Source organism: Thalassospira sp. HJ (assembly GCF_000948415.1).
In the GTDB taxonomy this organism is placed as follows: domain Bacteria; phylum Pseudomonadota; class Alphaproteobacteria; order Rhodospirillales; family Thalassospiraceae; genus Thalassospira.
In genome coordinates this window covers 305,579-326,231 of sequence record NZ_JYII01000021.1, presented here as the reverse complement: position 1 = coordinate 326,231, position 20,653 = coordinate 305,579, and the positions used below count along the sequence as shown (strand labels likewise).

21 protein-coding genes and 1 other RNA gene are annotated in these 20,653 nt (G+C 54.0%); 13 read left to right on the top strand and 9 right to left on the bottom strand.

What is annotated here, in order from left to right:
* The first annotated feature begins 163 nt into the window (after nt 1-163).
* Nucleotides 164-1,045, top strand: a complete 882-nt coding sequence (locus UF64_RS19285; RefSeq protein ID WP_044830210.1) for an ABC transporter substrate-binding protein — start codon at nt 164-166, stop codon at nt 1,043-1,045.
* 56 nt (nt 1,046-1,101) lie between these two features.
* Here UF64_RS19285 and UF64_RS19280 read toward each other — a convergent pair whose 3' ends face one another.
* Entirely contained in the window at nt 1,102-2,721 is a 1,620-nt protein-coding gene (locus UF64_RS19280; RefSeq protein ID WP_235285167.1) for an EAL domain-containing protein, read from the bottom strand.
* Between the two features lie 482 nt (nt 2,722-3,203).
* On the opposite strand from UF64_RS19280, the gene UF64_RS19275 reads away from it, so the two are divergent.
* The 3 genes from UF64_RS19275 (at nt 3,204) to dapE (ending at nt 6,218) form a co-directional block, all read left to right on the top strand.
* Nucleotides 3,204-3,899: a pyrimidine 5'-nucleotidase gene (locus tag UF64_RS19275; protein WP_044830208.1), complete on the top strand. Its 696-nt coding sequence runs from the start codon at nt 3,204-3,206 to the stop codon at nt 3,897-3,899.
* Nucleotides 3,900-4,131: 232 nt separating this feature from the next.
* Nucleotides 4,132-4,977 (top strand): 2,3,4,5-tetrahydropyridine-2,6-dicarboxylate N-succinyltransferase, encoded by an 846-nt coding sequence (dapD, locus tag UF64_RS19270; RefSeq protein WP_044830207.1) that lies wholly within the window; start codon nt 4,132-4,134, stop codon nt 4,975-4,977.
* 101 nt (nt 4,978-5,078) lie between these two features.
* Complete coding sequence (gene dapE, locus UF64_RS19265; RefSeq protein ID WP_044830206.1) at nt 5,079-6,218, top strand: succinyl-diaminopimelate desuccinylase; 1,140 nt, start codon at nt 5,079-5,081, stop codon at nt 6,216-6,218.
* On the opposite strand, the gene UF64_RS19260 is transcribed toward dapE, so the two are convergent.
* Complete coding sequence (locus tag UF64_RS19260; protein ID WP_235285166.1) at nt 6,219-6,944, bottom strand: TetR/AcrR family transcriptional regulator; 726 nt, start codon at nt 6,942-6,944, stop codon at nt 6,219-6,221.
* Nucleotides 6,945-7,030: 86 nt separating this feature from the next.
* Between UF64_RS19260 and UF64_RS19255 the strand changes: the two genes are divergently transcribed.
* Nucleotides 7,031-7,699 carry a glutathione S-transferase family protein gene (locus tag UF64_RS19255; protein WP_044830205.1) on the top strand — a complete coding sequence of 223 codons (669 nt, stop codon included), beginning with the start codon at nt 7,031-7,033 and terminating at the stop codon, nt 7,697-7,699.
* Nucleotides 7,700-7,830: 131 nt separating this feature from the next.
* Here UF64_RS19255 and UF64_RS19250 read toward each other — a convergent pair whose 3' ends face one another.
* Nucleotides 7,831-8,439 carry a glutathione S-transferase family protein gene (locus tag UF64_RS19250; protein WP_082049911.1) on the bottom strand — a complete coding sequence of 203 codons (609 nt, stop codon included), beginning with the start codon at nt 8,437-8,439 and terminating at the stop codon, nt 7,831-7,833.
* A 156-nt stretch (nt 8,440-8,595) separates the two neighbouring features.
* On the opposite strand from UF64_RS19250, the gene UF64_RS19245 reads away from it, so the two are divergent.
* From UF64_RS19245 to UF64_RS19240, 3 genes are read left to right on the top strand one after another with little or no spacing between them, the layout of a single operon-like run.
* Nucleotides 8,596-9,309 (top strand): LysR family transcriptional regulator, encoded by a 714-nt coding sequence (locus tag UF64_RS19245; RefSeq protein WP_235285165.1) that lies wholly within the window; start codon nt 8,596-8,598, stop codon nt 9,307-9,309.
* Nucleotides 9,293-9,475 (top strand): hypothetical protein, encoded by a 183-nt coding sequence (locus tag UF64_RS21040; RefSeq protein WP_235285164.1) that lies wholly within the window; start codon nt 9,293-9,295, stop codon nt 9,473-9,475. Before UF64_RS19245 ends, UF64_RS21040 begins: the two co-directional genes overlap by 17 nt.
* A gap of 57 nt (nt 9,476-9,532) precedes the next feature.
* Nucleotides 9,533-9,901: a DUF1636 domain-containing protein gene (locus UF64_RS19240; protein WP_052657711.1), complete on the top strand. Its 369-nt coding sequence runs from the start codon at nt 9,533-9,535 to the stop codon at nt 9,899-9,901.
* Between the two features lie 9 nt (nt 9,902-9,910).
* On the opposite strand, the gene UF64_RS19235 is transcribed toward UF64_RS19240, so the two are convergent.
* Nucleotides 9,911-10,711, bottom strand: a complete 801-nt coding sequence (locus tag UF64_RS19235; RefSeq protein ID WP_152630736.1) for a transporter substrate-binding domain-containing protein — start codon at nt 10,709-10,711, stop codon at nt 9,911-9,913.
* Between the two features lie 110 nt (nt 10,712-10,821).
* Nucleotides 10,822-11,748 carry an NAD(+) diphosphatase gene (gene nudC / locus UF64_RS19230; protein ID WP_044830203.1) on the bottom strand — a complete coding sequence of 309 codons (927 nt, stop codon included), beginning with the start codon at nt 11,746-11,748 and terminating at the stop codon, nt 10,822-10,824.
* Nucleotides 11,749-11,937: 189 nt separating this feature from the next.
* Here nudC and ffs point away from each other — a divergent pair.
* From ffs to recR, 5 genes are all read left to right on the top strand, one after another.
* Nucleotides 11,938-12,032, top strand: an RNA gene (gene ffs, locus UF64_RS20060) — signal recognition particle sRNA small type.
* Nucleotides 12,033-12,188: 156 nt separating this feature from the next.
* Nucleotides 12,189-14,081, top strand: coding sequence for a DNA polymerase III subunit gamma/tau (locus UF64_RS19225; RefSeq protein WP_044830202.1), 1,893 nt, complete (start codon nt 12,189-12,191; stop codon nt 14,079-14,081).
* Nucleotides 14,078-14,401, top strand: coding sequence for a YbaB/EbfC family nucleoid-associated protein (locus tag UF64_RS19220; RefSeq protein WP_044830201.1), 324 nt, complete (start codon nt 14,078-14,080; stop codon nt 14,399-14,401). The genes UF64_RS19225 and UF64_RS19220 overlap by 4 nt, the downstream gene beginning before the upstream one ends.
* Nucleotides 14,402-14,683: 282 nt before the next feature.
* Nucleotides 14,684-15,619: an NAD-dependent epimerase/dehydratase family protein gene (locus UF64_RS19215; protein ID WP_082049910.1), complete on the top strand. Its 936-nt coding sequence runs from the start codon at nt 14,684-14,686 to the stop codon at nt 15,617-15,619.
* A gap of 60 nt (nt 15,620-15,679) precedes the next feature.
* Nucleotides 15,680-16,273, top strand: a complete 594-nt coding sequence (gene recR / locus UF64_RS19210; protein ID WP_082049924.1) for a recombination mediator RecR — start codon at nt 15,680-15,682, stop codon at nt 16,271-16,273.
* A gap of 145 nt (nt 16,274-16,418) precedes the next feature.
* Here the strand turns inward: recR and aroQ are convergent, their stop codons facing one another.
* From aroQ to UF64_RS19190, 4 genes are all read right to left on the bottom strand, one after another.
* On the bottom strand, nt 16,419-16,865 hold the full coding sequence (gene aroQ, locus UF64_RS19205) for a type II 3-dehydroquinate dehydratase (protein ID WP_044830198.1): 447 nt from the start codon (nt 16,863-16,865) through the stop codon (nt 16,419-16,421).
* A 51-nt stretch (nt 16,866-16,916) separates the two neighbouring features.
* A complete protein-coding gene (locus UF64_RS19200) occupies nt 16,917-18,782 on the bottom strand; it encodes a bifunctional sugar phosphate isomerase/epimerase/4-hydroxyphenylpyruvate dioxygenase family protein (RefSeq protein WP_044830197.1) in 1,866 nt (621 codons plus the stop codon).
* Nucleotides 18,783-18,864: 82 nt separating this feature from the next.
* Nucleotides 18,865-19,518 carry a GntR family transcriptional regulator gene (locus UF64_RS19195; RefSeq protein ID WP_044830196.1) on the bottom strand — a complete coding sequence of 218 codons (654 nt, stop codon included), beginning with the start codon at nt 19,516-19,518 and terminating at the stop codon, nt 18,865-18,867.
* 275 nt (nt 19,519-19,793) lie between these two features.
* Nucleotides 19,794-20,642 (bottom strand): shikimate dehydrogenase, encoded by an 849-nt coding sequence (locus tag UF64_RS19190; RefSeq protein ID WP_044830195.1) that lies wholly within the window; start codon nt 20,640-20,642, stop codon nt 19,794-19,796.
* Nucleotides 20,643-20,653 lie beyond the last annotated feature (11 nt).

Genomic DNA, 20,653 nt, shown 5'->3' with positions numbered 1-20,653 from the left:
ATCGACGTTATCTTGCAAAAGGCCGGTGTTTATCACCGGCCTTTTCGTTTTTCGCGCACTGATTGACATGCACCTGATCGCGCTTCAACTCTTACATCCCGCGCAAAACGTGATAGCATTTTGATTTCGTTGATTTTTTTGGAATGGTTCGAACACAATCGCGATGAATTGGGCCGAACGTTCTCAGTATTGTCTGTTGCACCGCGCCGCGATTGACGCGCGCCCAAAGCTGCGCGCAATGGCAACCTTGATCAGCCTTTTGGTTTATGCCCTGTTCCTGCTTGGCAATACCGACCGGGCATTTGCGCAAAACTCCCTGATACCGCCTGCCGGAAACCAGCAGACCGTCACATTGGCCTGCAACCCCTTCCCGCCGTCAAAGATTACCGCCAACGCACCAATACCGGGCTATGACATCGAAGTGCTGCGTGCGGCATTTGCCACCCGCAACATCACCCTGATCACGCCGTTCTATCCCTGGCAGCGGGCCTATTTCCTTGCCCGCACCGGTCAGGTCGACGGGCTTTGTTCCTGCAGCTACCTGCCCGAACGCGAGGAAGATCTTTATTATTCCTATCTGCTGGGTCACGTCCGGGTCGCGTTTTATGCCATCGGTGACGGTGCTCTTGGCGGACTTGAAGAAATTGCAGATGCCAAGAACATGACCATCGGGGTGGTTAATGGCTATAGCCTTGAGGCCAGCGCACGCGAAGCAGGACTGGATGTCCTGGTTGTGAACAGCGAAGCAACCCTTCTTGATATGCTGCTGTCACGCAGGCTCGATGTTGCGCTGTCCTATAAGGCGCCGATGGATTTTCAACTGCACAAGACAGATCGCAAGATTGCCGGTCGCGAGCTGATCCGATCCAAGGTGATTTCCAACAATCCGTATTTTTCCTGCATCTCGCGCAAGGCCAAAAATCCGAAAACCTTGTTGAGCGAACTCAATGCCGGCCTTGTCGCCATTCGCGAAAGCGGCCTGTATGAACGCATTCTCGCAAGGTACGGCGTATCAAGCGATGAAAGCCCCCCGCTGCAGGACTGACCGCGCGCAATCACCATCGCGCACGGCCCGCCTAAAGCGTTCAGTTCACTTTGGCCTTAGCGCTTTGCGACGGCATCACGCCAATACAGCGTGATATCGGTCTCGGGCTTTCCGAACAGATATCCCTGCGCATAGTCAAACCCGGCCTTTGTCACCAGTTCGCGCATCTTGTCGGTTTCGATCATTTCGGCCACGACCTCAACATCGATGTCATGACACAGATCGACAAGCGACCGCAGGAAAGCCAATCCCTTGGCCGTCTTGGTCGATTGCCGGATCGATTCCCCGTCGATCTTCACATAATCAATATCCATCGCACTCAGATAGCGGAAGTTCGACGCACCTGTTCCGAAATCATCAAGGCAAATCTCGACGCCAAATTCACGGAACCGGGTAATCCACTTGGCAGCGGTATCGATATCCTTGATTTCGGCTGTTTCGGTGACCTCGATCATCAATTGACCAAGCGCATCGCGGTTGCGCTCAAACAGCGCGATCACGGACCGGCAGAAATCCGGGTTTTCCAATGAATGCCCGGAAACATTCACTGCAACGCGGGCCGTAATTCCCTGATCAAGCTGTGATCGGATCCATTTAAGGTTTCTGCGCAGCATCGCCAGATCAAGCCGATCGACCATATTGACCTGCTCGGCGAAATTGACCAGTTCCTGCGTCGGGATCAGTTTGCCGTCATCGTCATAGAAGCGGACAAGCACCTCGAAATGGTGGATTTCGGCTGTCGGCAGGCGCACGATCGGCTGATAGACCGTATCAAACTTCAGTTGGTCAATCCGCGTGCCGAAATCCTGCATCGCCGAAAAGGTATTATTGACCAGGTTATCTGCCTGCCCCATCAGGCGCGAAAACGTAAAGCTGTGTTCCTGACGATCACAGAACCGCCGGATGGAATACAAAACCCCGCGCGTAAGATCGCCCGGCGGAATAAGTTCGGCGGTAAAATCGGTCACGGTGGAATTGACTTCGATGCCGACCCCGGCCGGATCGGCATCACGCACACATTCGGAAATACGTTTTTCAAGTTCACCAATCGGAACATCCGGGCGATGCAACATCCCGAACTGTTCTTTGCCCAATCGCCCGGCGGTATCACCTGCGACCGAATGCGCACGCAAAAACGCACCGACACTGGCCATAAGTTCCGCACGCTCGACCTGTTTCATCCGCTCGCAAAGCGGATCAAAGGCATTAAGCGTCATCAGGGTGAATTTATGTTCGGTTCCGGTTTCGCGCTGCGCAATAAGGCGTTCGGTAACGACCTTTGACAGGCTTTCTTCATCCAAAAGCCCCGTCATATTATCGCGCTGAAGGGTCGCGACAACGTCAGGCGACAGGGCATTGATCGCCACCCGAAGGGCGACAAAGAAATGATCGCCAAGATCGGGCAGGAAATAGCCGCTCATGGAAACCGGCGGGCTTAACATGTCGCCCTGCTGGTTAAATCGGACCTGAATATTGTCCATCCGCCCGCGCCTGCGTGCGACCTGCAGCATCTCTGTCACAAGCGGGCGATACTGCTTTGCCAAAAACTGGGTGAAAGATTTCCCCGCAAGGTTTTGCGGGCGATGGCCCAAAATCCCGTCTGATGCGCCGGACGCAAAAACAATGCGCAGATCCCCGTCCAGCTCGAGAAGAAGATCCCCCCAAACAAACGCCAATGCCGCAAAACGGTTTCGCTCGTTCCGCAGTTCGGTTGTTCGAGCTTTGATAATTTTATCCAATGCACCCTCTCACGCTGCCCGGATCTAAAAGCGATTTCCCCTTCCCCCGAACATGGAAACCACCCTGATTGCCTTAATGGCTTTTGGTCATTTTCACCGTTTCTGCTTAACAATGGTTTTACAGATCACATATTTCCTATGCGGACGGATAATCATATCTAGACCATACGTCCAAGACGAAACGCCGTGCACCCTGTCGCACCCCAAAAAGCCGACAGACCCATATATGTTTGGTCTTGTTGGGATTTTTAAACCCCCGGGCCGGTTTTGACCGCGATCAGGCCTCAGTCACAAAAATCAAATGACCACGGGTTCACCCCTGATTGATCCTGATGGTTTGCAAGAACGTAAGGATCGCTTACAACTGTCGGCGCGCAGGCGCGTACGTCCACCCATGCATATTCCGGAAGGCCTTGATCATGACCACCGCCCCGAAACGTTCAGCAGCACTGCCCCGCGTTGATAATGACAGTGTGCTGATCTTTGATCTCGACAACACGCTTTATCCGGCGGCCTGCAATCTGTTCTCACAGGTTTCCGATCTGATCGGGCAATATGTTCGCGACGCGCTAAAGCTAGAGGCTGGTGAAGCCTATCGGGTGCAAAAGGACTATTTCCATCGTTATGGCACCACCTTGCGCGGCCTGATGACCGAACATGAAGTCGACCCGGCCGACTACCTTGCCAAGGTCCATGACATTGATCTTTCCGTGGTCGACGCGGCCCCGGACCTTGCCCGCGCACTTGATGATCTGCCGTGCCGCAAGCTGATCTTTACCAATGCATCGCGTGGTCATGCCGAACGGGTGATGGACCGTCTAGGTATTGCCAATCACTTCGAAACCATCTTTGACATTGTCGATGCCGATTACATCCCCAAGCCCAAGCAGGAACCCTATGACCTGCTTCTGGCACGCGATGGCATTGACCCGACCCGTGCGGTCTATTTCGAAGATATGGCCAAAAACCTGCTGCCGGCCAAGGACATGGGCATGACCACCGTCTGGGTGCATACCGATGTCGACTGGGCGCAGGATGGCTGCGATGATCCGCGCATTGATCATGAAACCGATGATCTGGTCGGATTCCTGCGCGGACTTTCGACCGGCGCGTAAGCGGGAATACCGGCGAACAGCCATTTTGTCATCGTTCCAGGATTGAGCTTGGCCCCGTGATCGGCTATTTCTATCGCGCCCATGGGACGGGATAGGTGGGCAGGACAAGCATCAGGAACGGAAATCTGCCTGAAACAGGCGTTTCTACGTAAACTGGCGGAGTTGACTTCAAGGTCGGGTTTGACCATTCTCCGCCGACGCAATTTTGGCTGACCGCAAGGACCTTCGAAAAATGAACAGAACCGAGCTTGAAGGCGTGATCAACGTCGCCTGGGAAAACCGCGACGAAATCAACTCCTCCACCCAGGGTGAAATCCGCAAGGCTGTTGAACAGACGCTTGGCGCCATGGATTCCGGCGAACTGCGTGTTGCCGAAAAAACCGATGGCAAATGGGTTGTCAATCAGTGGGCCAAAAAGGCGGTTCTGCTGTCTTTCCGTCTCAATGACATGACCACCATCGCAGGCGGTCCGGGCGAAAACACCAACTGGTGGGACAAGGTTCCGTCCAAGTTCGAAGGTTGGGGCGAAGCCGAGTTCAAAACTGCTGGCTTCCGCGCCGTTCCGGGCAGCATCGTGCGCCGTTCGGCCTATGTCGCACCGGGCACCGTTTTGATGCCGTCCTTTGTTAACCTTGGCGCTTATGTTGATACCGGCGTGATGGTCGATACCTGGGCAACCGTTGGTTCCTGCGCACAGATCGGCAAAAACGTTCACCTTTCGGGTGGTGCGGGTATCGGTGGCGTGCTTGAGCCGCTTCAGGCCGGCCCGGTCATCATCGAAGACAATGCCTTCATCGGTGCACGTTCGGAAATCGTCGAAGGTGTCATCGTCGAAGAAGGTGCCGTGATTTCCATGGGTGTCTTCATCGGCGCATCGACTAAAATCATCGACCGCACCACGGGCGAGACCTTTGTTGGTCGCGTTCCGGCATACTCGGTCGTCGTTCCGGGCAGCATTCCTGGCAAGCCGCTTCCGGATGGAACGCCGGGGCCGAGCCTTTATTGCGCGGTCATCATCAAACGCGTTGATGAAAAGACCCGCTCGAAAACCTCGATCAATGAATTGCTGCGTGACTGATTTCTGTCACCACACTTCGCAATGATTTATAAGGGGCAAAACGGCCAGTCCGTTTTGCCCTTTTCCGCATTTTCCGACCGCTTACAGATACGAGACCGCCAATGTCGACCGCGCTTGAACTTGCACAATCCCTGATCCGCTGCCCGTCGGTCACCCCGGCTGATGAAGGCGCGCTTGATGTGTTGCAAAAGGCGCTCGAAGCCCGCGGCTTTGACTGTACGCGCAAGGTCTTTGATGGCGATGGCAGTGATGCCATCGACAATCTGTATGCCCGTCTTGGTACCAAGGGCCGCAATTTCTGCTTTGCTGGCCATACCGATGTTGTACCAGCCGGCGACGTTGCCGCATGGACTGTCGACCCATTCGGAGGCGAAGTCATGGATGGTCGCCTGTTTGGCCGCGGTGCAGTGGATATGAAAACCGGCATTGCCTGCTTTGTCGGCGGGGTTGATGCGTTTCTTGCGGCTCACCCGGATTTCGATGAATCAATTTCGTTCCTGATCACCGGTGACGAAGAAGCCGATGCGGTTAATGGCACGGTCAAACTTGTCGAATGGTGTGATCAGCAGGGCGAAAAACTCGATGCCTGTCTGGTGGGCGAACCAACCAATCCGAAATACCTTGGCGAGATGATGAAGGTCGGCCGCCGTGGCTCCATAACCGGCTGGCTGACGGTTTATGGTGCGCAGGGCCACGTTGCCTATCCGCATCTGGCCGATAACCCGGTCCCGCGCATGATCAAGACGCTTGATGTTTTGAATTCGCGCGAGCTTGATCAGGGGACCGAGCATTTCCAGCCGAGCAACCTTGAAATCACCACGGTTGATGCCGGAAATGCCGCAACCAACGTTGTTCCGGCCAAGGTTAGTGCCGCCTTTAACATCCGCTTCAATGATCAGCACACAGGGGCGGATCTTAAAAAATGGATCGAGGATGTCTGTGCCGAACATGCCGGCGCGCATGACCTCAAGGTCAAGATTTCCGGTGAAGCATTCCTGTCCAATCCGGGCAAGCTTGCAAACCTGATTGCCGATGCCTCGGAAAAAGTCACCGGCAAACGCCCGGAAATGAGCACGACCGGCGGCACGTCGGACGCACGCTTCATTCAGAAATACACCGAAGTCGCCGAGTTTGGCCTGGTCGGGCAAAGCATGCACAAGGTCGACGAACACGCCATGGTCGATGACATCGAAAACCTTGTGAAAATCTATGCCGAAATCCTGGCAGGCTTTTACGACTAATCAACCGGTTTTCTGACCCGTCGCGCTTGGCAGTCGATCCCGGGCCTGCAAAATTGTGCTGCGTGTTGCGGCCAGAATGTCTTCAGCCGTCGTTTCATCAACCGCCCGGCTCAACACAACCGCGCCCACCATCATCGCCAGCATCGATGTTGCTTCCTCGCGATATCCATCTGGCAGATCGGGCTGTTCCGCCTCGCCATCAACCGGGATCGGTTTATCCATACCCGGAACGCCATCCTCCTTGGCAAGTTTCCAGCCCAAGCGCCCCGATGCCTGATCGACCAGCTTGGAAAAGGCGGCACGCGCCAGATCGCCCGAACGCGACACTTCGGCCGACAACGTCGGCAAGGCACAGCCAAGATCAGGGTTTTCAATATGAACCTTCGACAGGTAAAGCTCGGCAAAGGATGTCACCCAGTCCTTGCCCTGTTTTTCGGCCTTGCGCAGTTTCGCCAGCACCGGCGATGACAAAAGCGACATGCCGCTTTCAACGCAGGCAACAAACAGGTCTTCCTTGTTTTTGAAATGCGCGTAAAACCCGCCGCGCGTCAGCCCGGCGGCCGCCATCACCTGATCAATCGTGACATTTTCAAAGCCGTATTTTTTAAAAAACGCACTCGCCGCATTCACAATGCGAATGCGGGTTTTGGCCTTGTGCGTCGGTGCATAGGGCATTTCGAACTCCATCACGTCATCGAATGTCGGGTTGGGCAACGAAGCCACCATGGCACATCCGAATAATATGTTCTTGAACATATTATGGATGCCGTAATCCTGACTGCAAGTTCACGTCTTCACAAAGGGACCTTGCCATGTCGGACGTCACAATCATCGGAATGCCGCGCAGCAGCCTGACCCGTACGGTGCGTATCGCCTGTCTTGAAAAGGAAATCGCCTTTGACTTCAGCAGCCGGAATGTCCAGCCACCCGGCCATCCGCCAACGCCTGAGCTTTTGCACAACAATCCATTCGGCAAGGTGCCGGTCCTGACACACGGGCCCTTTGTTTTGTATGAAACTGCGGCCATCTGCCGCTATGTCGATGACAACTTCCCGGGACCACTCCTGCGCCCGGTAAGTGCCCAAAAGGTCGCGCGTATGAACCAGTGGATCAGCCTTGCGATGACCCAGCTCGATCAGGACATCATCCGTAATTTCGTCATTCCGATGGTCTTTGCCGATGACGCCAAACGTCATGATCCGGGCTTTGCCATCCATATGAACAAGATGGCCGATCACATCCGCTATGACCTGCAGGTCTTGAACACAGCCTATGCCGATGGCTGGCTTTTTGGTGACCGTTTCACCATCCCCGACATGATGATCATGCCGATGATCCATTATCTGGGTGCAATGCCCGGCGGGGCAGAAATGCTGACCGACGCCCCCCATGTCGAAAGCGCCTTTGCGCGCTTCAAGGCACGCAGTTCAGCAGCCCAGACCGATCCGCTTTTGCCCGAAAAGCTTCTGAAAACGGCCTAAACCACGTACCGCCATCCTGACGTTCCCCTTAGTCATGTCAGGGTACTCAGCCACCACAGGCGGGGAAACCCTTCCCCGACTTCCCCCGACCTTGGGCGAAATCCCTGTTTGTGGTGGCTACTTTTTTGGTTTTACGGCGTCCAGGTGATCGGAACGTACCCCGGCACAGCAGAGAACCGATCAAGCCATGCGCGAATACCCGGATAAGGCTGAAGGCTGATTTTGCCAAGTTCGGCCCGGTGCGTGTAGGCATAAAGCGAGATATCGGCAATGGTCAGTGACTCACCCACCAGCCAGTTATGACCTGAAAGACGCTTTTCCATCAGATCAAGCGCACGCTTGGCACCTGCCTGCTTCATCGGCTCCAGAATATCGGCATGGTCCGGCAGCCCTTTGATCTCATACCAGGAAATCAGAACGGCAACGTTCGGTTCATGGTCATACTGTTCAAAGAACAGCCAGCTCATCATATCCGCCCGCTCATAGGCATCCTCGGGGATGAAATTGGTGCCTTCAGCCAGATAGATCAGGATGGCGTTGCTTTCAGCCAGGCTCCTGCCGTCATCAAGGACAAGTGCCGGGATTTTGCCGTTCGGGTTGACCTTTTCAAGATATTCTGGCGTGCGGGTTTCGCCTTTCATGATGTCACGTTCGATATACTCGAACTTTTGACCCAGCATCGAAAGCATCAAACGGACTTTATAGCCGTTCCCCGACATCAAATAGTCATTCAAAATCATTGTGATAATCCTTGTGGCACATGCGTTGAGAACACTCGTTAACTGCATTGGCCGGCCGGGTTTGATATTTGCCGCTGGATCGCCATCCGACAATCGAATAGTTTTGACCTTATTGTTCAACTTTCTTGATCAAATTTTCTGATCAAAGGGGAAGCCATGGATTCCGACCTGCTCAGAAGCTTTGTCGCCTTTGCCGAATGCGGCAGCTTCAACCGTGCAGCCGACCGCATTGGTCGCACGCCATCGGCTTTCTCCATGCAGATGAAGCGCCTTGAAGAACTGGTCGATAACAAGCTGTTTGAGCGTGATGGCCGCAATGTCCAACTGACCCACGAAGGCATCACCTTTGTCGGCTATGCCCGAAGGATCCTCAGCCTGACGGACGAGGCAATGGGACAGTTGCGCTCCCAGGAGGTCACCCGCCCGATCCGCATCGGTTGCCCGGATGATTATGCGCAAAAGATTTTGCCAATTGTTCTGCGCGCCATCAGTGCCGTGCATCCAAGCGCGCGCTTTTTTGTGTCGGTCAATCCGACCATCCTTTTGCGTCGGATGCTTGATCAGGGTGAACTGGATCTGTCGATCATCAGCCGCTCGGAAAACGGCGAAGAGGGTTATTTCCTGCGCCATGAACCGGGTGTCTGGGTGACATCACCGATCCATAATCAGCATCATCTCGATCCGCTGCCGCTTGTTCTTCCGGCCGAGGATTGCAAATTCCATGCATGGGCGATTGATGCCTTTTCGAAATCCAACCGCGCGTTCAATCTTTATGCCACCTCGCGCCAGGCGGCCTCGATGCTTCATCTGGTGCGGGATGGGTTTGGGGGTTGCCGCCCTTGCCGCTGCCAGCGTGACGGACGAGTTTAAAATCCTTGATGCCCGTGATGGCTTCCCACCACTGCCCGCGGTCGGTGTTGCGGTGATGCTCGCAGATGATGCGCATCCACTGGTCAATCGCCAGCTTGCCAGCGCCATTCAGAAATATGTCGCCCATCAATTTGATGATGACTTGACCAAACCGGCTGCAAGCTGATTGGATGCGCGCCCCGCATCGTTTTGACATCAACGTATCCCGGATAGAACCAAGCGCATGACGACTAAGCCACGCCTGAATATCTGCACGACCTGCACCGCTTCAAACGCCGACGCACCAAGCAATCCGCGACATGGTCAGACGCTGTTTGATCGCATGCAGGAACTTTGTGCCACGCGTGATCTGCCATTTGATCTCAAACCGGTTGAATGTCTGACCAATTGCAAGTCGGGCTGTTCGGTGGCGCTGAATGGGTCGGGCAAATGGGGATATGTTTACGGCAATGTCGATCCCGAAAGCATGATCGATGACCTGTGCGAACTGGCATCCAAATATGCCGAAAGCGAAAAGGGGATCGTTGCCTGGCGTGAACGCCCCGATGCCCTGCGCCGCAATGTCATTGCCCGTATTCCACCACTCGACTAGGCCATCTGCTTAGCGCGAAACACCGCGATGAAGCTGCTGCCACAGGCGTTCGACCTCACCCTCGTCATGGAGTTCGGCAATCAGCTGGTTGAACTGCTCAAGCGAAATGGCAGAATTGTCAGACAACACAGAAACCAGATCGTAAGTGGCATCGGGTTGTGACGCGATGGTCACTTGGTCGCGTACATCCGGATTGGCACCAAACTCAAGCGCCAGAAATCCGGCTGAAACCACGCCAATTGGCGCTTCCCCGGCCAGAAGTCCGTCAAGAACCTCTTTTTCGTTATAGCCCAGCATAACGTCGAAGTTCCCGCGCAAATATTCCGGATCGGCGTTGAAATCGGCAAAGCCGTAATGGAAGCCCAGCACACATAACATCTGATAGCTGGTGACATCGGAAAACAGCATTTCGGCGTCACCGCGCCCGGAAAGGGTCAGATAAAGATCCTGTTCCTGAACGATCGGGTCGGAAAACAGAACATCAAGCTGTTCCCATTCCCATTTCGGACTTTCAAGCAGGACAAGATCGACCTCGCCATTTGTGACCGACCGATAACGCCGACGCGATGAGGTTTCGACAAGCTCAAAAGCATATTCATCCTGAAGGTCGTTCAGAAGCCTAATCAGGCTTGGAACCATGCCGCTTGGCTTGCCATCGTCAAAGAAATAGACCACGCCATACTCATAGGCCCCAACCTTGACAGGAACCGGTTCCTGGCCCTGTGCCGTGCTGATACCAAGCCAACTTGCAAGCACACCAAGAACAATGCCGGTAAAAAACCCATCCCGAATAAAACGTATTCTTGCCAATGCACTTTCCCGACATTCGATCGCACAGCGCGCAATAAGGAACACCACCCCACCAGAACGGTGAGCAAGACGCGCCCTTTATTATACACTTATCTAAACTATACGCTTAACTATATGCGTCGTGCGCACCAGTTTTCCAGAAGGAAGCGGGCAATTGATATCGGTCGTGGCAAATTAATGCCTTTTTCGGGAAGGCTCGGCACATCATCGCGATGCACCCACATGGCGAATTCGATCTCGTCATTGTCAGGCATAAGTTCGGTCGTTTCGGCCTCGGCCACGAAGCCCAGCATCAACGATCCCGGAAATGGCCAGGGCTGGGATGCGACATATTGCGGTCGTTTGATCTTGATCCCGACTTCCTCGAACACCTCGCGGGCGACCGCCTGTTCAAGGGTTTCACCCGGCTCGACAAAGCCCGCCAGCACCGACACCATCCCGGGCAGGAATTGTGGCGACCGGGCCAGCAACACATGATCCTGATGATGGATCAACATGATGACGGCAGGGTCCGTGCGCGGAAAATGCGATTTGCCGCAACCGGGGTTGCTGCATTGCAGGCGATATCCCGCCTCCGCCACCATATTGGGATGTCCGCAGGCCCCACAGAACTGATGCCCCTGATGCCAATGGAAAATTGCCCGCGCCTGCGCGGCAAGGGCCGCCTCATCGATCGAAAGATTGGCCATGCGGGTACGCATGTCGCCAAATCCGCCGCCCAGTCTGCGCACGGCGTCATCGCGATCGGAAACCACCGGCGCGATATCGACCGCAATTACCGGTCCGCCTTCATCACGCCCAAGATAAATCCACTGCCCGCCATGCAGATCAACATCAAGATGCGGAACCGCCGGGGCACCCAGCACCACCAGCTCATGAGCATCCATGTCCTCAGGCCAGGCAAACAGCGGATCGCCCGCATGACAGATCAGGATCCGCAGCGACTCCTCGGCCAATAGAACCTGTTGCCAGTCTTCGCGCTTGCGCAACAGAGCATCGCGATCAAGATCAGCGGATTCATAAAATAGCCTGTTCATGGCAGTGGTTTTCCCAAGATTCTTTTTGGCAAATATCGGGCAAACCCATGGGATCGCCGATATTTCCTGTGGTGACGGATGACGACATTAACGCGCGCACCGGCCAGCCAAAAGCCACGATTGCTTGATCGCAGAAAAAATCCCAGCCAACGCTTGCGTTTTATGCCTCCTTGCGCGATATAGGGGGCGAGAGGCTGGCAGTGGACGGACCGCTCGCCAACCCGGTCAGGACCGGAAGGTAGCAGCCGTAACGAGTTTTTCCGGGTCGCTGTTCAGTCTCTCACCCTTTCATTTCCCCCTTTGAAATCGCTGATATTTGCCATGCCCCTGACATTCGCGGGCAGATGGTTTTTTGTACGGGAAATTTCCCACTTGGCCTTTCCCATACGGTCGCGAAGCTGCTAAAACCAATGAGAATTAAAACAATCCGGACCGGATGAATGAGCGATCAGATCGAGACCGCGAGCGAAACTGCGCCAGAAGGTGAGACACCGTCAGCCAAGTCTGCTGACGTTGCGGAAACAACCGCACCCGTCGCCACCCCAGAACCTGGAGCCAAAAGCGAATATCAGGTTCTTGCGCGCAAATACCGCCCGAAATCCTTTGATGAACTGATCGGCCATGGGCCGATGGTCAAGACGCTGTCAAACGCGCTTGAAAGCGGCCGGTTGGCACATGCCTTCATCCTGACCGGGGTGCGCGGGATTGGTAAAACCACGACTGCGCGTATCATTGCCCGTGCGCTCAACTGTATTGGCGCGGATGGCAATGGCGGCCCGACGATCGAACCCTGCGGTGTCTGTGAACATTGCCGCGCGATTGCCGAAGACCGCCATGTTGATGTGCTGGAAATGGATGCGGCGTCCCGGACCGGTGTTGATGACATTCGCGAATTGATCGAAGGGGTGCGTTATCGCCCGACCTCGGCGCGCTACAAGATCTACATCATCGATGAAGTGCACATGCTTTCGAAAAGTGCGTTCAACGCGCTGCTCAAGACGCTTGAAGAACCGCCAGAGCATGTGAAATTCATCTTTGCCACCACCGAAATCCGCAAAATTCCGATCACGGTCCTGTCACGTTGTCAGCGCTTTGACCTGCGTCGCGTGCAGACCGACGAACTGGCCGCCCACTATACCCGCATCGCCGGGCTCGAAAATGCCGAGATCGAAGAAGAAGCCGTCACCCTGATCGCGCGTGCGGCCGATGGATCGGTCCGTGATGGCATGAGCCTGCTTGATCAGGCGATCTCGCATGGTGCTGGCAAGGTCACGACCCAGCAAGTGCGTGACATGCTCGGTCTTTCGGATCGCTCGCGCATTTTCGATCTGTTTGATTTCACCATGAAAGGCGAAATCAACGAGGCCCTTGAACTTTTGGGCGCGCAATATGCTCTTGGCGGCGATCCGCCGGTCATGCTGCAGGATATGCTCGACCTGACCCATTGGCTGACCCGTGTGAAGCTCTCACCCGATGCCGCCAATGATCCGGGCGTGTCGCAGATCGAACGCGAACGCGGCAAGGAAATTGCAGCCAAGCTTGCCATGCCACAATTGACCCGCGCCTGGCAGATGCTGCTTAAGGGCCTTGAAGAAACGCGCATTGCGCCGTCCCCCATTCAGGCTGCTGAAATGATCCTGATCCGTCTGGCTTATGCTGCGGAAATGCCGCCGCCGGGTGACCTGATCAAGAAGCTCCGTCAGGACATGAACAATGCCGGCAATGGCGGCGGTGCGCCCCAAGGCGGCGGAAATGGTGGCGGCAGCGGCGGCCCAGGTCCACGCATGCAGGTCGTTAATGGTGGCGGTGCATCCGCCGTCGCGCATCGCCGCCCGGACCCGCTTGGCGAACCCGAACAGGTCGAACAGCCTGTCTATGCCAAGATGCCCGAAACGTTTGAAGAAGTTGCCGAACTGCTGGGCAAGGACCGCGAAACCACCGGTCTTGCCATGCAGGTCAAAAACTATATGCATCTGGTAAAGTATGAACCGGGTCGCATCGAATTTCGCCCGGCCCGCGGGGCCGGGTCGGATCTTTCGACCAAACTGATCAAGACGCTCAATGGCCTGACCGGTCATCGCTGGCTGGTCAGCGTGTCGGAACGTGAAGAAGGCGCACCGACCCTTAAGGAACAGGAACTTGAAGCCCTCGAACAGCGCAAGGCAGATGCCTCGCAAGATCCGCTGGTCCGGGCCATTCTTGATGGTTTACCCAAAGCAAAAATCGTGGCCGTCCACCTGCCACCCGGACAGGAAAATCCTGAGGGTGAAGAGGACGAAAGCGGTTCCGTATATGACGACGCATTTTATCTCGAAGGAGACGACGAGCTATGAAGAACCTTGCAGGGATGCTGAAACAGGCCCAGCAGATGCAGTCCAAAATGCAGGAAATGCAAGAAGGACTGGTTGAACTTGAAATCGAAGGCCAGTCTGGTGCTGGCATGGTCAAGGTGATGCTGAACGGCAAAGGCGAGATGCGCGGCCTTTCGCTTGATAAAAGCATTGTCGACCCCGAAGACACCGAAGTCCTCGAAGACCTGATCGTTGCCGCCTATAACGACGCCAAGGTCAAGGTCGAGGCTGCTGTTCAGGAAAAGATGAAAGACGTCACCGGCGGCATGAACCTGCCGGAAGGCTTCAAGCTGCCGTTCTGATCTTCAGGTGAAACATTTTTTTCTAAGCCGGGCCAGCAGTATGGCTCGGCTGCTTTTTACGTGCTGAAAAAATAATAACACGAACCAAGACAAAACATAGCGCCACAAGGACACTTTGGGATACGTATCGCTTCGCAGTTTCACCTACATTTAAATCAATATCTATGACTTTACTTTTTGATTTCTGAATTATCAGAACAATTAAGATATTTATATCGTATAATTTTATTAAACTATTTTGAGAATTGAATTAATCACATTGATTTAAGTAGAGTTATCAAAATGACACTAAATATTGCATTGACTGGAGCATCAGGATTTTGTGGCACATCAATCTTGGAGAAGTGCCAGAATGCGCAGCACAATGTTTTCAGATTGCAACGTGATCCTGTCAGAGATCAAGAGGAAGATGTCATCCACTTCGACCTATCAGATGTCTCAAATTTAGACTCTGACAAACTCAAACATATCGATGTTTTCATTCACGCTGCAGCCGTTGCACACAACAAATGCAACGATAGCAGCGAAATTTTGCGGCTAAACTATGAAGCGACAAAGATTCTTTTCAACAAATGCCTAGAGGCTGGCATTAAAAAATTTATTTTTCTAAGCACTATTGGCGTTTATGGAAAAAACTCATCTAATCATGTAATTTCTATTGAAGACTCAGAAAATCCTACATCCGTTTATGCTCGCTCAAAATATAATGCAGAGAATTATATTTTGAGCCACAGCAACATCAATGGAATCAATGTCTCATTACTAAGACTACCATTGGTGTACGGGGCAGATGCACCTGGAAACTTTGGTCTTCTTTCGAAAATTTCTAAGACGTCTGTCCCACTCCCATTTGCAGGCATAAAAAACAAACGGTCTATGATCGCTGTCGACACAGTTGCGAATTTGGTTGTAAAAATTTGTGAAGACGTCATAGAAGCCAGAGGCATTGAAATAGCTGCAGATTCTATACCGTATTCTTCACAAGAGTTGATAGCAGGAATTCGTTCAAAACTTGGCAAAAAAAAGAGACTGTTCTATGTGCCAAAATCTGTAATGAAATTTGCCCTTGCAGTAGTTGGTTCTTCTAAAATCTATGACCAGCTGTATGAGGACTTAGAGTTCCGAAGCACAATAGACCTTGAAGCTAGCGGATGTGTTGATGCCCAAACGTCGCCCGCGGATTACATCGGGCGGGAAAATTCAAACACCGAGAATTAAAACAATTAGCGGTGAAGACGTCATAAGATAGATACACTGATATAAGAACTCAAAATGAACATGACCGGACGGGAAATTGAAAATCTGATCAAGCTGCTTTCACGCCTGCCCGGCCTTGGGCCGCGCTCGGCACGGCGTGCGGTTTTGCAGATGCTCAAGAAACCCGAAACGCTGATGATCCCGCTGGCCGATGCCCTGCATGCCACGGCCGAGGTCATGACGACCTGTTCCAATTGCGGCAATATCGATGTCACCGATCCCTGCCATATCTGTGCCGATCAGAACCGTAGTTCGGATATCATCTGCGTGGTCGAGGAAGTTCAGGACCTTTGGGCCCTTGAACGCGGCGCCGCCTTCAAGGGGCGCTATCATGTGCTGGGCGGAACCCTGTCACCGCTTGATGGTGTTGGCCCGGATGATCTTAAGATCGATCAGTTGGTCAATCGCGTGCGCGGAGATGGCGTGACTGAGGTGATCCTTGCCACCAACGCCACGGTCGATGGCCAGACCACAGCACACTACATCACCGAACGGCTGATGGAGACCGGCGTCAAGGTCACCCGCCTTGCCCATGGCGTGCCGGTCGGGGGCGAGCTTGATTATCTTGATGACGGCACATTGGCCGCCGCCCTGCGCTCGCGAAGCTCGGTCTGATCACCAGACCTTTAAGACAATAAAAAGGGCGGCCAATGGCCGCCTTTCTTGTGATCTCACCAATCACGTGTCGCAATTATTCAAACCGTTTTACGCCAAAATATAGTGGCAAACCAAGTTCATGATGAAGTAAATATAACCCAGATCAGGCAGCCTTGATTTTCTCTGCCGCAAGACGGGTTGCCAGCTCATAGCCATAGGCACCGGCACCGGCCATCACTGCATCGGCGACCGAACTGATCCAGCTGGTATGGCGGAATTCCTCGCGCGCATGCGGGTTGGAAATGTGCAGTTCGATGATATAGCCCTCAAAGGTCTTGAGCGCGTCATGAATGGCGATAGAGGTATGTGTATAGGCGCCTGCATTAATGATCAGGGCGGCTGATTTCTCGCGCGCTTCGTGGATCATATCAATGATCGCACCTTCGTGGTTGGACTGGCCAAACCGCACCGAAACGCCAAGCTCCTTGGCAAGCACTGCACATTTTTCCTCGATCGAGGCCAATGTGTCATAGCCATAGATTTCCGGCTGCCGCTGCCCCAGAAGGTTCAGGTTCGGTCCGTTAATGACAAGAATTTCCTGCACGCTCATTTCCTTGTTTCCCGCCTTTATGCGCTTGGGCCTTGTGGTCACATCACCGCATCACTTGCGGCGGTTCATCCGCGTCTGGGATGCCAGCCGGATTGGCGCATTTGCCGCTCCGAAGCCACGATACGCGCGACGCTCCACCAATTCAAAGAAGAAACGGTTGGCGAAGGTACGCGTATAGACCTGATAATATTCACCTTCATCGTCACGATCATAGAGAATATTACGTGCACGCAAACGATCAAGCAGTTCCGGTTCAAGCCCGAAACGCGCTTCGATATCGTCATAATAGTTTTCCGGGATCGGCAGAACCTCGACGCCATGTGCCGTGCAGTAGTCCACTGACGCAAAGATATCATCACTTGAGAAAGCCAGATGCTGCACGCCGCTTCCAAAGAATTCATTGAGGAACTGGGAGTGCTGGGTGTGCGGGCTTTGCGATCCATTAAGGATCAAACGTACGGCATCGCTTTGCACGACTTGGCTTTGCACAAGCCCGCCCGGATCAGGAATATCAAGGGTTGGCATTTTGCCGAGATCAAAGATCGAAGTGAAATACAGAAGCCAGGTCAGCATTTCCTCATACTGCATCGAGTATGAAACATGGTCGACCTTGCGAAGCTTCGCCTTGCCGCCATCAGAATCCGCGCCCTTTTCGGGTTCGAACTCGACATCCCAGATACGTGACAACTCGCTATGATCATCAAGGAAGTAAACAAGGCTGCCGCCAACACCCCGGATGGCCGGCATTTCGATTTCGCCTTCGCCCACCGCCTGACTGAACGGTGCAGCCAGAAGCGACTGCGCACGGTTCATGGTTGCCTTGGCGTCATCGACCTTAAGCCCCACCGCACAAACCGACGGGCCATGCACAATGTTATAGGAATGCGCAAAGCCATCCTTGTCGCAGTTGATCACAAGGTTGATGTCACCCTGTTTCCACCAGGTAACCGCCTTTGATTTGTGGCTGCCGCGTTTTTCAAAGCCAAGGGCTGCAAAAAGCGTCGCGAGCTTTTCGGCGTTTTCTTCCTCGACTGCGAACTCGACAAATCCGACTTCCTTGGCATGCGCCTTGGGCGGCAGCGCCGTTCCCTTTTCGCCGACCTGAACACCTTCAATGCCATCCCCAAGATAGATCAGCGACCGCAGGCCATCCTTGGCCACACTTTTGGTCGAGCTGGACCGGAACTGGTCATTGAAAATCTCAAGCGAAAGCGGCCCGTCATAACCGGTCATGGCAAGATTGCGCATGAACTCATCAAGCGGGAAATCCCCCTGCCCCGGGAAGCAGCGGAAATGGCGGCTCCAGGAAAGGGCATCCATTTCAAGGATTGGCGCATCGGCCACCTGAACGAGGAAAATCTTGTCGCCGGGGATCGATGAAATCGCATCAAGCGGCACCTTGCGCGCCATGACATGGAAGGTATCAAGAACCAAGCCAACATTCGGGTGATTGGCACGGCGCACCACTTCCCAGCTATCGCGATAGTCGCTGATATGCTTGCCCCATGAAAGTGCCTCGAACGCCACGCGAAGCCCGCGTTTGGCCGCACGACCACCAAGCTCCGCCAGATCCTTGGCCGCACGGTCCAATCCGCCCAGTGAATGCGGTGACACGTTCGAACACACCATCAAAAGGTCTGTGCCCAGTTCTTCCATCAGGTCAAACTTGCGCTCGGCCCGTTCAAACGCACGGGTGCGCTGGGGTTCGGGCATGCCTTCGAAATCGCGGAACGGCTGGAAGGTGACCAGTTTCAGACCCAGATCACGGATCGTCTTGCCAACATCTTCTGGCGATCCGTCAAAGGACAGAAGGTCATTTTCAAAAATCTCGACCCCATCAAAGCCGGCGGCGGCAATGGCGTCGAGTTTTTCCTGAAGATCGCCCGACAGTGAAACTGTGGCAATTGAGGTCAGCATTTTATCCCTCCGGGATGCATGTGGGGCACCGGGACATTCACAGAAGGATGATCGAATGCGCGGGGTTTACCCCGCGCGCCGATCAATGCTGTGAACGCCGCCGATAGGTTTCGATATGGTCAGTCAGTTTGGCAATCGCGCCATCCAGATCCCGTGCCAGGGACAGCTCACAGATTTCGCGATGCTCATCGATGATTTCCTGGGCACGGAAACCATGGGTTTTAAGTTCGATCACCACATAACGGCGGAACTGATCGAAAATCTCGTGGTGCAGGCGCATATGCAGGTTCGACCCGCAGGCTGAAATCAGCGCCTGGTGGAACTCACGGTCATACTGGCTCCAGCGCACGGTCAGATCGCGGCTATCCTGGTTCAGCATCTGCTTTTCCACGGCTGCCAGCTTGTGATGGGCGGCCGCCACGCGGGCTTCCCATTCCACATCACCATGCTTGATCGAAGCCGCCAGACCGTCACGTTCAAGCAGCAAACGCATCGCCGTTAATTCCATGAAATTGGACGGCGATGTTTCGACAACGCGAAAACCCTTCTGGCCTTCGACAAACACAAAGCCAGACGCCACAAGACGGTTAAGCACTTCACGCAGCGTATTGACCCCGACGCTATAACGTTCGCGCAGCGCTTCAAGCTTAAGCTTCACGCCCGGCTGCAATTCGCCATACAAAATGTCATCGCGAATTTCGTTATAAACTGTCTCGGCAACTGTGCTGCTGCTCATGCTTCGCCCCTAAGGTTTCAGACCCGTTCTCATTGTTGCATCGGTCATCCAGATTTGTGCGGATGCGCGAAGAAAATCCGATGGAAGATATACATCTTTCGAGGATTTACGACAAAGCAGTCCGTGCAAATCTGGATGATCCGAAGGACAACAGTTATGACAGCGCTCTACCGCATCATAACCCTTAACCGGGGACTGACCCCGCTTTGCGGGTTTTTCCTTGTATTTCACTGTCATAACTGTTGCCGATACAATAATGAGAACGGGTCTGAAACCTACCCCGTCAATGCCTCAGGATAGGCATTGAAGTATTCTTCCCTCGCAGCGTCGGCATCAATTTCAGCCCCGCTGAAAACTTCAAATGCTTCAATACCCTGAAAGAAGAAGAGTTCAAAGCCGGTCATGACTTCGATGCCCGATTTGGCTGCTGCACGCAGGAATGCAGTTTGGACCGGCGTATAAACCGCATCAAACGCCCATTTCTGGCCGCCAAACAGATCGGTATCAAATGGGCACCCCGGATACTGGTTCATCCCAACCGGCGTGCAGTTGATCAGGCCATCAGCGGTACGCACCGCATCTGCAAGATCATCTTCACCGACAAAGACCGCATCGGCATTGGCCGCAACAAGGGTTGCCACCAACTCATCGCCACGCGCGGCATCCTTGTCATGAATAAGGATCTTGTCCGCACCAAGCCCGCGTAGGCCAAAGGCGGTTGCCAAGCCAACACCACCAGCACCCATCTGCAAAACCGTGCCCGGTTTGGCATCGCCAAACTGCTTTTGATAGCCGCGCATGAAGCCAACAAAGTCGGTGTTATCCCCGCGCCAGCCATCTTCACGGAAGACAACGGTGTTCACCGCGCCCAGTACTTCGGGCAGGCGTTTGCGCGGGGTGATCAGTTTGCGCGCGCTTGTTTTGTACGGGTGGGTCACATTGACCCCGGCATAGCCGGTTTCCGCACAGGTGGTCAGCTGCTTGATCAGGTCAAAATCCTTGATCACATCGCTGTCGAGATAGTCGTACGTGACATCCATACCGCACATACGGCCCACCAACACGTGCAGCCGTGCCGACTGACTACGTGAAATGCCTTTACCGATAAGACCGAGTTTCAACATGGACAGGTATC

Bases quoted from the DNA above. Each gene is read 5' to 3' on its own strand.
- UF64_RS19285 (WP_044830210.1), top strand. From the start codon at position 164: ATGAATTGGGCCGAACGTTCTCAGTATTGTCTGTTGCACCGCGCCGCG.
- UF64_RS19275 (WP_044830208.1), top strand. From the start codon at position 3,204: ATGACCACCGCCCCGAAACGTTCAGCAGCACTGCCCCGCGTTGATAAT.
- dapD (WP_044830207.1), top strand. From the start codon at position 4,132: ATGAACAGAACCGAGCTTGAAGGCGTGATCAACGTCGCCTGGGAAAAC.
- dapE (WP_044830206.1), top strand. From the start codon at position 5,079: ATGTCGACCGCGCTTGAACTTGCACAATCCCTGATCCGCTGCCCGTCG.
- UF64_RS19260 (WP_235285166.1), bottom strand. From the start codon at position 6,944: ATGGTGGCTTCGTTGCCCAACCCGACATTCGATGACGTGATGGAGTTC.
- UF64_RS19255 (WP_044830205.1), top strand. From the start codon at position 7,031: ATGTCGGACGTCACAATCATCGGAATGCCGCGCAGCAGCCTGACCCGT.
- UF64_RS19250 (WP_082049911.1), bottom strand. From the start codon at position 8,439: ATGATTTTGAATGACTATTTGATGTCGGGGAACGGCTATAAAGTCCGT.
- UF64_RS19245 (WP_235285165.1), top strand. From the start codon at position 8,596: ATGGATTCCGACCTGCTCAGAAGCTTTGTCGCCTTTGCCGAATGCGGC.
- UF64_RS19240 (WP_052657711.1), top strand. From the start codon at position 9,533: ATGACGACTAAGCCACGCCTGAATATCTGCACGACCTGCACCGCTTCA.
- nudC (WP_044830203.1), bottom strand. From the start codon at position 11,748: ATGAACAGGCTATTTTATGAATCCGCTGATCTTGATCGCGATGCTCTG.
- UF64_RS19225 (WP_044830202.1), top strand. From the start codon at position 12,189: ATGAGCGATCAGATCGAGACCGCGAGCGAAACTGCGCCAGAAGGTGAG.
- UF64_RS19220 (WP_044830201.1), top strand. From the start codon at position 14,078: ATGAAGAACCTTGCAGGGATGCTGAAACAGGCCCAGCAGATGCAGTCC.
- UF64_RS19215 (WP_082049910.1), top strand. From the start codon at position 14,684: ATGACACTAAATATTGCATTGACTGGAGCATCAGGATTTTGTGGCACA.
- recR (WP_082049924.1), top strand. From the start codon at position 15,680: ATGACCGGACGGGAAATTGAAAATCTGATCAAGCTGCTTTCACGCCTG.
- aroQ (WP_044830198.1), bottom strand. From the start codon at position 16,865: ATGAGCGTGCAGGAAATTCTTGTCATTAACGGACCGAACCTGAACCTT.
- UF64_RS19200 (WP_044830197.1), bottom strand. From the start codon at position 18,782: ATGCTGACCTCAATTGCCACAGTTTCACTGTCGGGCGATCTTCAGGAA.
- UF64_RS19195 (WP_044830196.1), bottom strand. From the start codon at position 19,518: ATGAGCAGCAGCACAGTTGCCGAGACAGTTTATAACGAAATTCGCGAT.
- UF64_RS19190 (WP_044830195.1), bottom strand. From the start codon at position 20,642: ATGTTGAAACTCGGTCTTATCGGTAAAGGCATTTCACGTAGTCAGTCG.